The sequence below is a fragment of the Halalkalibacter suaedae genome, assembly GCF_017939705.1.
GTDB lineage: Bacteria > Bacillota > Bacilli > Bacillales > Bacillaceae_D > Halalkalibacter > Halalkalibacter suaedae.
This window is the reverse complement of sequence record NZ_JAGKSQ010000006.1, coordinates 184,900-197,860: the sequence shown is the minus strand read 5'-3', so window position 1 is coordinate 197,860 and position 12,961 is coordinate 184,900. Positions and strand designations below refer to the sequence as shown.

Below are 12,961 nucleotides of genomic sequence, written 5' to 3'. Positions count from 1 at the left end.
CTCATAGAAGGCGTGCAACGTGTGGAGCCATTGCTGCTTCCTCGCACCTGCCCAAAGGGACTTTTTCAGTGGCCTCATGCAAAAGCCAAAGGTGAGACCCCGCAGGCGTAGACGAGGAGGCTCACCGGCTTCCCGCGGAAAGCGTAGTATATTTCAGGAGCGGTTTACTTCCGCCAACTATTATTATTCGGATTTTCTATTTGTTAAATCACTTTTGTCCCATCCTTTTTCCATTACTAATAAATCCTTTTACCTTTAGAAAGAAATAATAAAAGTTGAGTGATGACTGCTAAAATTGGTAATTCCAATAATGGGCCTATTACTAATGTTAAAGCTATTAAAGGTTGTTCTGGAAATGCAGTCATAGCAATAGCTAAAGCAATTGGCGAATTTCTCGCTAAAGTAGTTAAACTTAAACTTATTCTGTCGGAGTTTGGGAACTTCATAAACTGTCCAATCTTTTGAGCAACGAAGAAGTTTATTATAAAAAATAAAGAAATAGGTATGGTAATTTGCCACATTACATCTAAATTATCAAATAGTAGTTGTCCCTGTGAAGCAAACATAGCAACTATTGCAAGGCTTAGAAAAATGATAGGTAACACGCTAAGATTTGATATAAGACGGTCTCTTAGTTGTTGCTTGTTTCTTAGTAAACATTTTGTTAGAAGAGCTAAAATTAACGGTATAAATAAAACAATTAAAATACTTTCAACAAGAAAAGAAAGCTCGATAACTCCCGTTGTTCCGCCAAAAATAAGCAGGTAAATAGGTAATAAAACGACTTGTAAGATTAAATTTAAAGGCAGGATAGCTGTTGAAAGTGCCACATTACCTTTCGCAATCCCTGTAAAAATTAGATACCAATCCGTACATGGTGTAACCATTAGCATGATGAACCCGATGTATATTGCGGGATTATCAACTAAAAAAAGTGAAGCAAGTAGCCACGCTAACACAGGCGTCCATGCAAAGTTAATGATCACCGAAGTGTATGTAAACTTGATGTTTTGAAAAGCTGTCTTAATTTCTTCAACAGGTATTTGTAAGAAAGTAATATATAACATAGCTACTAATAGAGGCAAAATAAAGCTTTCTGCATTTTCTTGTACCAGATTTAACTGACCTATACTTATTCCAATAATTACAGCTCCGAAAATAATAACAGTATATAGCTTCTCGATGATACCCATTATGCGTGTCACAACCTACCTATAATATCTTTCAGCACCTATAATCTTACCATATTTGCCTGTAATGAAGTTTTGCATGATTAAGTAACGGGTGAGTTTGATTAGAATTAGCATATTAAATATTCTTTGTGCTACAGAGGATATGTAGCTGCTTTAATTAATATTCGTATATACAAAGTCGACTAATAATTGTTTTGAATTGTAATCATTGGCTAGCATTCCTAAATAAAATAAAGGGTGTTTTTTTTTGCTAAAAAAAAGGAAATTAATGTTAAAATTGGTTGTGGGCAAAAGTTTAGGAGGAGATTTAGATGGGATTTTTGGAAATGCAAAATGATTTAATCAACAAGACAAAAAGAGGTTTACCCATGATTATTGTTGGGATGTTTTTTTGGCTTATTGTCGGACTGTTAAGTTTCTTTGAGATGCACATTAAAATGCACGGACTATTACTATTTATCGGAATATCAATTATTTTTCCACTTGGCATACTTCTTTCAAAAATGATGAAAATTGATATGGTTGCAAAAGATAACCCGTTGTCAGTTCTTTCAGGAATGCTTGGCGCTATGCAACTGTTTTTTACTCCTATTTTGATGGTGATCTTTGTTGATGAACCACAAATGCTTCCGTTTTTTGTAGGGATTTTAACAGGAGCACATTTTTTTCCATTTGCATGGGTTTATAAGAGTAAAGCATTTATCTTTCAGACAGTAGCGATTATCTCTATTGCCACAATTTTTGGATTTGTGCTAACTGAATACTTATTTTCCATTTTTCCCTTTGTCATGTCAGGTGTTTATTTCATCACTAGCGTGTGGTTAATGAAAGAAAATGCATTAAAAGCCGAAAAAGGAAAGATGATACTAAGTTAGCATCCTTCTTCTTCATCTATAGAGAACGTTTAGGTGGAATAGCTGAGTAGTAGCTAAAGGGGAGGAAAGATTGAAATTCATCAAGAATAATGGCTTTGCATTTCTTGATTTCCTTGTAGTAAAAGCTAGTAATGAACTATTGATGCTGGTTTGTTCGAGAATGAATTGTCTTTTAAGGTAATAGTGATCGGAGGAAGGGTGAAATGAAAAAATTAGTAGTTATGACGTTTGCAATAGTTACACTCATTACATTATCTGCTTGTAGTTCAGGAGAAATTGATACATATTGGACAGATAAAACAGATAATCAACTACAGCGTTTAGATCAAGCGAATATCAAGTATGAAATAAGAGAAGGTGAAATTTGGATTAGTGAGGAGGATTTGTTTGATGTGGTAGCTTGTTGTTCTTAAATTATATAGTTATTTTAATGCGTATTTTTACTTAAAACAACGTGAAAGAGGGGAATGATGTTGTTTGAACAAGTAAATATCCTAGGTGTTATTTTCCAATTTGTGTTCTTAGGACTTATCGTTTTATTTGTCATTTCTTTTACTCTTTTTATAAGGAGATTGCTATTAAATTCAAAAGAAAAAGCCAGTGATATGAATGAGGTTGAAAAGAAATTAGATAAAATAATAGAGATACTAGAAAAGGATAAGAGATGACTCTCAAACTGAGTAGGAGCTTGGATTATTAAAAGGCGATTCTGATTTGTTTATTTTACGATAGTGTTTATTGTAAGAAGTGGTATGGTTCACATACTTTATAAATTCATTCCTAACGAAAAAATTTCTAAGGATAGGCACGAGTCAAGCTAGTAAGTAATAAAATGAAAATGTAAAAATAGTACTTACTAAGAGAGGAAATGAACAATATGCATCCAAATGGAATGATGTATTCACAAGCACCTGATTCACCTATGCAAGTTATGTTAGTAGAGCCTTATGTATATGCAACTCTTCGTAGCATTATTGGAAAAAGAGTGGTTATTGATACTTCACGTGGGCCAGTAAATGGGATGATTAGGGATGTTAAACCTGATCATGTTGTGATTCAAGAATATGATTCGACATTCTTTGTTCGCATAAGTGAAATTATTTGGGTTATGCCAGAGTCCTAAAACCGAAAATAGTAAGAATATAATAAGTATAGGCAGTTATGAGTTGATAAGCCTTTTAGATACCGAGATCTAAGATAGTACAGTAGCTACTTTTGCAGCTATTAAGAGCAATCCTCTATGAAGCGGGGATTGCTTTTTTCCTTGACTGTAGAAATGAACATCGATCGATCTTTTCCTAAAATTTTATAGGCTAAGCCATTAAAAATCCTTTGATGATTTTAAGGTTTTGAGCTAGGAAAGGTATGTATTTCCCTTTTTCAGAGGTCTTTAAGCAATGAACGGAACCGTTGTTTTCCTGTATTGAGTGTTGTAGAACTCTTTACGGACATATGATCCCTTAAACCTCGATAATTCCCCTTCTTTAACATGCTTACGGACATATGTTCCGTTATTTCATATAAATCTTAAAAAAATTACAGTTATAGCACTGAATAACGGATTAAATGTCCGTTACTGCACGATTTTTCGTTTTTCTCCTTGTTTAACGGAACCAATGTCCGCAAGTAATCTTTTTTGAGAACTACATAAAATCTTGAGAGGATGATGACTTGATGGCTAATTTTTGAGTGATTCAAATAGGGTGCTCGAACGATTGGGGAGTAATGAAAGAAATTGATACAAAATATGTTTCTCTTAGAGCTAAAAGGACGTAGGTCTCCATTACTAACTATTGAGGAACCATATTTTTCGAATATATTGTAAAGAAACAGTCTCTAATCGATGAATTTTGAACGGTTTGCTTTGCTCTGCTCAAAAATGAACGATACGTGGACAATAAGAAGAAAAAGAAGAAGAAAAAGAAGAAGAAAAAGAAGAAGAAAAAGAAGAAGAAGAACAACAACAACAAGAACAGAATGAAAGAGAAATCCAAAATCCACATCTGATTTTGATTTCGAGACATCAGATCAGATTCCGTTCTTTTCTAGGTGAGACTTTAAGGGCATGGTGGAGCTGGAGAAAATGCTCCATGAATTTTGAGCGAAGCGTGATTATAAATGGGATCAAGTGGTCCATTCAAATAGGGTTAGTTAGTCTTCTAATATTAATCATTGAGTTATTTTCAAGGAAAATACGTTCAAGATTAGTAAAAGGGTGAATCGTTTCTAGCATTATACATGTCCAATAAGGATGAGGTTTTTCTTTTTCAGTAACGCCCTACTTGAAATCGCGATAGAATAGATATTTTTTGTACATATAGTTATAAGGTGAATGGCATTAAATATACTATATGGTACGATTGAGAAGGGTTGCTGAGACTCGCGATGATTAACTCAAACTTTTTAAAAGGGGCAGGTGTATGAGATGGAACAAAATTACAATAAACATGCTATGATTGACCCGCTTTTTCATTATGTATTGACACCACTTGCACTACTTACTGTGATTCTTAGTATTATTCAACTTGTCGGTGGATTTTCACTAGCTAGTTTACTATCGGTTATAGGAGCCTTCTTGTTCTTATTTATTGTTGCAAAAGTAAGACTTTATGCGTTAAAGCTTCAGGATCGCCTAATTCGTTCTGAAGAGAACTTTCGTTATTTTGTGTTAACTGGGAAGCGTCTAGACAATCGCGTATCTATGAAGCAGCTAATTGCATTGCGATTTGCTAGTGATGAAGAGTTGCCTCGTTTAGTTGACAAAGCAGTGAGTGAGAGTTTGACACCGAATCAAATTAAGCAATTGGTAGAAAATTGGCGTGCGGATTACCATCGCGTATAATGAAAAATAGAAGTTGGCAATGGCTCGGTTCGCTACTTACCTTGATAGGAGAAACTCTTTCCTTTCATGGTTTTTAAAAGATGTAGTGCTCCGTCCTTGCTGCGGGGTTTGTCATAGGACAAACCCTTTTTTTTAGTAAGGAAAGGTGTGAGTAGAATGAAAGAGGATATGATCGAGGTTGATGGATTAGTCAAGAGATATGATAAACACACCGCTGTCAATGATGTGAGATTCAACGTGAAAGCTGGCGAGGTTTTTGGTTTGCTAGGGCCTAATGGTGCAGGGAAAACAACAACGATTGAAATGCTCGTCGGTCTTCGGAAGCCTGATGAAGGCACAGCTCGTCTTGCCGGCTTTGATATTCGTAAGCAGATAGGAAATGTCAAAGAAGTGATAGGTGTTCAGCTTCAATCGACCTCCCTTTTCGAATTGTTAACCGTTCAAGAAATTATGGAGATGTATGCGAGCTTCTACCCTAGCCATGTTTCAATCGCGGATTTAATAGATGATGTGTTGTTAACGGAAAAGAAAAAGGCGAGAATCAAATTCTTATCTGGCGGCCAAAAGCAGCGATTAGCGATTGCGCTTGCAATCATTCATGATCCGAAAATTGTCTTTCTTGATGAACCTACTACAGGGTTGGATCCTCAAGCACGAAGAACATTGTGGGATATTATTGAGAGCCTAAAGGCAAGGGGGAAGACGGTTGTTCTCTCGACGCATTATATGGATGAAGCCCATGTACTCTGTGATCGAATTGCGATCATGGATCAGGGTCAGTTGATCGCTCTCGACTCACCGGCAAAATTAGTGAAAAGTCTTCAATCAGATAGTGCTGTTGAATTCTCATTATTAGATAACGCGGATCCTGCTTTCCTACATTCATTACAAGGTGTAAAGCAAGTAAGCAATCGAAACGAGCGATACGTTTTATACACTGATTCAATTCAGTTGACACTAACGGATTTGATTCAGCAGGCTTCACATCAAAACATTAATCTTGAGGATCTGCAGACGAGAACGGCGACATTAGAGGATGTATTTATCCATATGACAGGAAGGAGTTTACGAGAATGAAAGCATACTGGCAACTAACATTAGCACAACTTCGCATCTTTTCACGAAACCGCCAAGTACTCTTTTTCACATTACTCTTTCCGCTTATTTTAATGGTCGCACTAGGCACATTTGTTGGCAATGGAGGTGGTGTCTCGATTTCAATTACGGTTGTTGATCATGATGATACGGATACCTCCGAGGAAATCGTCTCGCTTTTGAAAGAAAATGAGGCGTTGGTTGTAAATGAATCTAATGATTTAGCAACAGCATTAGACCGTTTAGAAAAAGGCGATACCCAAATTGTGATGGAGCTTCCTAAAGGCTATGGGGATTCGGTCTCTGCTATCACAGAAGATGAGCCTTCTTATTCCTTACCTGTTTATTATAATGAAACAAATATGTCAGCTTCAGAGCTCGGCCTTACCGTTGTGAATGCGACGATTGATGAATGGAGTAAGCAAGTGACAAACTACACGCCAATTGTTGAAATTGAATCAAAAGGGATCCGTGCTCTTGATCTTGGCTATATTGACTTTCTAGTACCAGGAATTGTGGCGATGATGATTATGAGTAACAATATGAATGGCGTTGCTGGACAGATTTCGGCTTGGCGTGAGCGGGGTATTTTGCGAAGAATGCAAGGAACTAGATTAAAAGCCTCAACATTCATTGCAGCTCAGATCTCCGCAAGGCTTGTCCTAAATGGGTTGCAGGCATTACTCGTATTGGTCGTTGCTAGCTTGATCTTTGGAGTGAACGTAAGTGGTTCATGGCTCGTGTTAATTGGTTTTGTCATATTAGGGACATTGGCATTTATGGCACTTGGTTTCATTATCGCGGGTGTCGCCAAAAATCCAGAGAGTGCTGGGCCGATCGCAGGCTTTGCGACCTTCCCGATGCTCTTCCTTGGTGGTGTCTTTTTCCCTATTAGCAACATGCCCGATTTTCTCCAGCCGATTGTCAACATTTTACCTATTGCTCACTTAAGTACGGCTCTTCGGGAAACGATGAATGTGGGTACACCGATAACTGGACTTTGGGTTGAGATCCTTATCCTTGGTGGGTGGACGATCGTCGCCTTTTTTATTGCGAGTCGTACGTTTAGATGGGAATAGATATTTGAAGAATTTCAGTAAAGGGGGTGACTGTTGAACTAGAGCAGTTGCCTTTTTTGTTAGATAAATCATTAGGGGGATCCTCGTTCCGCTAAAATGCTATAAAGATAGCCTAAAGGTCTAAAACGGATTTTTGATTCCGTTAATTATATAAACCTAACCTAATAGTGGAGTCAAACGGGCGAATAGCGGAACAGAGATCCTAGAACACGTGAAAATAAGCGTATATTCGAAGATGGCGGAATGAGGATCCTTTCATCTAATGAAAAAACATATTCGTACGTTTTTATATAGAAAAAGCAAGCATGATAAAATTAGTTGTACGTACATTTTTGATTGTATTATTAATTCAGTTCTTTTATAATGATGGTATCATTATAAATGTTTGAACAAAGTCGCTAAAACGTAGCAACCAAGATTTGATTTAGTCATTCGTAATTATTTACTTTATAAAGTTAAAAAACTATTACTTACTTGGAGGAAATTTAAATGAGTCTTGATGTGAAAAGCACCATTGAAAGTGGCAAGACAGTATTAGGGATTGAACTTGGATCAACTCGAATTAAAGCTGTTCTTATTGGTGAGAACAATGAACCGATCGCTTCTGGTAGCCATGATTGGGAAAATAGCTTTGTCGATAATGTCTGGACATATAGTTTAGAAGATATTTGGAAGGGTTTACAAGATAGCTATCAAAAATTGTCTGCAGATGTGAAAGAGCAGTATGGCGTCACTCTACAAACAGTAGGTGCTATTGGTTTTAGTGCAATGATGCATGGTTATATGGCTTTTGATAAAGACGGAGAGCTTTTGGTGCCTTTCCGAACTTGGCGTAATAACATTACCGAACAAGCTTCTACTGAATTAACAAAGTTATTTAATTACAATATTCCTCAAAGATGGAGTATTGCTCACCTTTATCAAGCTATTCTGAATAAGGAAGAGCATATTAGCGACATTCACTTTCAGACTACATTAGCTGGTTATGTTCATTGGAAGCTGACAGGAAAGAAAGTATTAGGAGTTGGTGAGGCTTCTGGTGTGTTTCCGATAGATTTGGATACGAAGAGCTTTAATGAAACGATGATTAAGCAATTTAATCAATCAATTGAAACACAAAATCTGCCTTGGAAGCTAGAAGATATTCTACCAAATGTGTTAGTAGCAGGTGAAAATGCTGGTGAATTAACAGAAGAAGGGGCAAGGCTGCTTGATGTAAGTGGCGAGTTGAAGGCTGGTATTCCACTTTGTCCGCCAGAAGGTGACGCGGGTACGGGTATGGTCGCAACGAATAGTATTGCTAAACGTACTGGGAATGTATCTGCAGGGACGTCTGCATTTGCGATGGTTGTAGTTGAAAAGGATCTATCGAAGGTACATCCTGAAATCGATCTAGTCACAACACCAACAGGTAATCTTGTAGCGATGGCTCACTCGAATAACTGTTCTTCTGACTTGAATGCATGGGTAGGATTGTTTGATGAATTTTCAAAAGCAATCGGCCTGGACATCGATAAGAATAAATTGTATGAAACGTTATTTAATTCGGCTCTTCAAGGAGATGCCGACGGTGGTGGTCTATTATCATATGGCTATCTTTCTGGTGAGCATATGACTCATTTTGAAGAAGGTCGTCCATTGTTTGTACGATCGTCTGGAAGTAATTTCAACCTAGCTAATTTCATGCGTGTTCATTTATTCACAGCATTTGGTGCGATGAAAATAGGAATGGATATTTTATTCAAAGAAGAAAAAGTAGAACTTGATGAAGTGTTAGGGCATGGCGGACTGTTTAAAACTGAAGGTGTTGGACAGAGAATCTTAGCTGCTGCCTTTAATGTACCTGTCTCGGTAATGGAAACAGCAGGAGAAGGTGGAGCTTGGGGAATTGCTCTGCTTGGATCATACATGATTAATAAAAAAGAAAATGAAACATTAGAGGACTATTTGAATGAGAGTGTGTTTGCAGGCCAATCTGTGAAGACAGTTTCTCCAGAGGCTGAAGATGTAACTGGTTTTGAACAATTCATGGAGCGTTATAAAGCTGGTCTTGAGATTGAAAGAGCAGCAGTGAATAGTCTTAAATAGTAGCAAGTTATTTTACAACTTCTTATTAGGAAGTAAACCGGAAAGAACCTAGTGTTCTTTCCGGTTTTTTTATATCTACTATTTAAGTGTTTTAATCAGCTATCGGTGGATGAGGGGATTTTATTGAATGAAAAGCCAGCCAAGTGGTTGCCGCTCATAAATGTGAGGATCTGGCTCATAAGGACGGCGATCCCGCTCATAAAAGGAGAAATGCGGCTCATAAGTATGGAGAACTGGATCATAATCTTCACCCAACACTCAATTCTCAGCTGAACCTAAGCTGGAAAGTCACCTCATCCTTGAAAAAGCTTCCACATTGGCTGGATTTTTGATTAAATTTCTCTATGTAGAAGAGCTTTTATTGAATGAAAAGCCAGCCAAATGGTTGCCGCTCATAAATGTGAGGATCTGGCTCATAAGGACGGCGATCCCGCTCATAAAAGGAGAAATGCGGCTCATAAGTATGGAGAACTGGATCATAATCTTCAGCCAACACTCAATTCTCAGCTGAACCTAAGCTGGAAAGTCACCTCATCTTTGAAAAAGCTTCCACATTGGCTGGATTTTTGATTAAATTTCTCTATGTAGAAGAGCTTTTATTGAATGAAAAGCCAGCCAAATGGTTGCCGCTCATAAATGTGTGGATCTGGCTCATAAGTAAGGCGATCCCGCTCATAAGAGGAGAAATGCGGCTCATAAGTATGGAGAATTGGCTCATAATCTTCACCCAACACTCAATTCTCAGCTGAACCTAAGCTTAGAAGCACCTCACCTTTGAAAAAGCTGTCACATTGGCTGGATTTTTGATTAAACGGCTCTATTTAAAAGAGCTTTTATTGAATGAAAAGCCAGCCAAATGGTTGCCGCTCATAAAAGTGAGGATCTGGCTCATAAGTACGGTGATCCCGCTCATAAAAGGAGAAATGCGGCTCATAAGTATGGAGAACTGGATCATAATCTTCACCCAACACTCAATTCTCAGCTGAACCTAAGCTGGAAAGTCACCTCATCTTTGAAAAAGCTTCCACATTGGCTGGATTTTTGATTAAATTTCTCTATGTAGAAGAGCTTTTATTGAATGAAAAGCCAGCCAAGTGGTTGCCGCTCATAAATGTGAGGATCTGGCTCATAAGGACGGCGATCCCGCTCATAAAAGGAGAAATGTGGCTCATAACTACGGAAAATTGGATCAAAATCTCATTAATATATTAGATCTGGCCGAAATGCAAAAACCCCACCGTTATAAATTGACGGTGGGGTTTCTATTATATTAGTTCTTTGCTAATTGTGGTCTCTTCACATCAGCTGTAAGATCAAAGCGATCTGCGTTCATTACTTTAACCCATGCAGAGATAAAGTCATTTACAAACTTACCTTTGCTATCGTCTTGTGCATACACTTCTGCAATTGCACGAAGAACTGAGTTTGAACCGAATACTAGGTCTACTCGAGTTGCTGTACGAACAACTTCACCTGTTTTGCGATCACGTCCTTCGTATACGCGACCATCAACTGGCTTCCACTCTACTCCGATATCAAGTAGGTTAACAAAGAAGTCGTTAGTAAGGGCACCGACACGTTCAGTGATTACGCCATGCTTTGTACCACCAAAGTTCGTACCAAGGACACGCATTCCACCAACAAGTACAGTCATTTCAGGTGCAGTAAGCCCAAGTAGATGTGCTTTGTCTACTAATAATTCTTCTGGGCTTAGAGTATAATCTGCTTTTTGATAGTTACGGAAGCCATCAGCGAATGGCTCAAGTACTTCTAAACCATCTACATCTGTTTGCTCTTGTGTTGCATCTCCGCGTCCTTGAGCAAATGGAACAGTTACATCAAAGCCTGCTTCTTGTGCAGCTCTTTCAACTGCAGCAGTACCACCTAGAACAATCAAATCAGCAAGGCTAATTTCTTTTTCAAATTGACTTTGAATGCCTTCTAGTACTGAAAGAACTTTTGCAAGTTGTTCTGGTTGGTTTACTTCCCAGTCCTTCTGAGGTGCAAGACGGATACGAGCACCATTCGCACCACCGCGCTTATCTGAATCACGGTACGTACTAGCAGAAGCCCAAGCTGTTGTAACTAGCTCACTAATTGTAAGTCCAGAGTCCAAGATTGTAGCTTTAAGACCTTCAATTTCTTCAGATGTTAATTCATAATCAACAGTTGGAATAGGATCTTGCCAGATAAGCTCTTCAGTTGGAACTTCTGGTCCTAGGTAACGTGTTACAGGTCCCATGTCACGGTGTAGTAATTTGAACCATGCACGAGCAAATGCATCTGCAAATTCTTCTGGATTCTCATAGAAGCGACGTGAAATCTTTTCATAGATTGGATCCATACGAAGAGCCATATCAGCTGTCGTCATGATTGTTTTAACTCGAACAGATGGATCTTCTGCATCTGGAGCAAGATGCTCATCATCAACGTCTACAGGTGTCCATTGATGTGCACCAGCAGGACTCTTTGTTAGTTCCCACTCATAACCGAATAGTAGCTCGAAGAAACCATTATCCCATTGAATTGGATTAGCAGTCCATGCACCTTCAATCCCACTTGTAATTGTGTCACGACCTTTACCTGAAACGTGCGTACTGATCCATCCTAAGCCTTGTGCTTCAATAGGAGCAGCTTCTGGTTCTGGACCAACAAGAGTAGCTTCGCCAGCACCGTGAGCTTTACCAAATGTATGCCCACCAGCAACTAGTGCAACTGTTTCCTCATCGTTCATACCCATACGTCCGAACGTATCGCGGATGTCACGACCACTTGCAATTGGATCTGGATTACCATTAGGTCCTTCTGGGTTAACATAGATAAGTCCCATTTGAACGGCAGCAAGTGGATTTTCAAGCTCACGATCTCCACTGTAACGGTTATCGCCTAGCATTTCTTTTTCAGAACCCCAATAGATATCTTCCTCTGGATGCCAAACGTCTTCACGTCCACCACCGAAACCGAAAGTCTTACCGCCCATTGATTCAATTGCAACATTACCAGTAAGGACTAGTAAGTCAGCCCAAGAGATCTTGTTGCCGTACTTTTGTTTAATTGGCCATAGTAGACGACGTGCTTTATCAATATTTGCATTATCAGCCCAGCTGTTAAGTGGAGCAAAACGTTGTGAACCACTTGAAGAACCCCCGCGGCCGTCTCCTGTACGGTATGTACCAGCAGAGTGCCAAGCCATACGGATGAACATCGGACCATAATGTCCGTAATCTGCTGGCCACCAATCTTGGGTATCTGTCATAAGATCATGAAGATCCTTTTTAAGAGCATCATAGTCTAACTTACTAAATTCCTCTACATAATTGAAATCATCGCCTAGAGGATTTGATTTTCTGTCATGCTGATGAAGGATATTTAGGTTTAGCTGATTTGGCCACCAGTCTCTATTAGTCGTACCATTTGATTTGCTACTAGTCATACTTCCCATTACTGGACAGTTTTCAATGTTACCTGTGTTATTTGTATGCATAAGTTATTCTCCTTTTTCTCATTTAAATTAAGTAATTAATAATTACTATGTTCCTAGATTAGGAAAATCACAATCTAGTTTATAATAATTATCCTGATGTAATCATTATAAACAAATATACCTTAAAAAGAAAGAATAATATCTTAAAAAGTATTTGTACTAAGTTCTTATATTTTAAAAAAGGTGTTATACCAAGGGTTTTCCGGAAAATAAAAGATTAAAAAGAAGGTTTATCTAAGTGTATGTTGAAGGAAATGATAAAATTAGAGAAATCTAAAATGAGATTAGTAATTAGGAAATCTTTA

General features: G+C 38.1%; 10 protein-coding genes. 8 read left to right on the top strand and 2 right to left on the bottom strand.

All coding sequences use genetic code 11. From position 1 onward, the window contains the following. Positions 1-236: 236 nt before the first annotated feature. A complete protein-coding gene (locus tag J7W16_RS15470) occupies positions 237-1,193 on the bottom strand; it encodes an arsenic resistance protein (protein WP_210598301.1) in 957 nt (318 codons plus the stop codon). Between the two features lie 311 nt (positions 1,194-1,504). On the opposite strand from J7W16_RS15470, the gene J7W16_RS15465 reads away from it, so the two are divergent. The 8 genes from J7W16_RS15465 (at position 1,505) to J7W16_RS15430 (ending at position 9,172) form a co-directional block, all read left to right on the top strand. Next, complete coding sequence (locus J7W16_RS15465) at positions 1,505-2,068, top strand: DUF7010 family protein (RefSeq protein ID WP_210598299.1); 564 nt, start codon at positions 1,505-1,507, stop codon at positions 2,066-2,068. A gap of 203 nt (positions 2,069-2,271) precedes the next feature. After that, a complete protein-coding gene (locus J7W16_RS15460) occupies positions 2,272-2,481 on the top strand; it encodes a hypothetical protein (RefSeq protein ID WP_210598297.1) in 210 nt (69 codons plus the stop codon). Between the two features lie 54 nt (positions 2,482-2,535). Further along, the gene (locus tag J7W16_RS15455) at positions 2,536-2,736 is read left to right on the top strand and encodes a DUF4083 domain-containing protein (RefSeq protein WP_210598295.1); all 201 of its coding nucleotides are present in this window, start codon (positions 2,536-2,538) and stop codon (positions 2,734-2,736) included. A 200-nt stretch (positions 2,737-2,936) separates the two neighbouring features. After that, positions 2,937-3,191 (top strand): YuzF family protein, encoded by a 255-nt coding sequence (locus J7W16_RS15450; RefSeq protein ID WP_346726940.1) that lies wholly within the window; start codon positions 2,937-2,939, stop codon positions 3,189-3,191. A gap of 1,302 nt (positions 3,192-4,493) precedes the next feature. Beyond that, positions 4,494-4,910: a DUF6526 family protein gene (locus J7W16_RS15445; RefSeq protein WP_210598294.1), complete on the top strand. Its 417-nt coding sequence runs from the start codon at positions 4,494-4,496 to the stop codon at positions 4,908-4,910. 156 nt (positions 4,911-5,066) lie between these two features. Next, the gene (locus tag J7W16_RS15440) at positions 5,067-5,987 is read left to right on the top strand and encodes an ABC transporter ATP-binding protein (protein WP_210598291.1); all 921 of its coding nucleotides are present in this window, start codon (positions 5,067-5,069) and stop codon (positions 5,985-5,987) included. Then, positions 5,984-7,084 carry an ABC transporter permease gene (locus J7W16_RS15435; protein WP_210598289.1) on the top strand — a complete coding sequence of 367 codons (1,101 nt, stop codon included), beginning with the start codon at positions 5,984-5,986 and terminating at the stop codon, positions 7,082-7,084. Before J7W16_RS15440 ends, J7W16_RS15435 begins: the two co-directional genes overlap by 4 nt. 489 nt (positions 7,085-7,573) lie before the next feature. Then, positions 7,574-9,172: a xylulokinase gene (locus J7W16_RS15430; protein WP_210598288.1), complete on the top strand. Its 1,599-nt coding sequence runs from the start codon at positions 7,574-7,576 to the stop codon at positions 9,170-9,172. A 1,270-nt stretch (positions 9,173-10,442) separates the two neighbouring features. Here J7W16_RS15430 and katG read toward each other — a convergent pair. Then, on the bottom strand, positions 10,443-12,656 hold the full coding sequence (gene katG, locus J7W16_RS15425) for a catalase/peroxidase HPI (RefSeq protein ID WP_210598286.1): 2,214 nt from the start codon (positions 12,654-12,656) through the stop codon (positions 10,443-10,445). Positions 12,657-12,961: the final 305 nt, after the last annotated feature.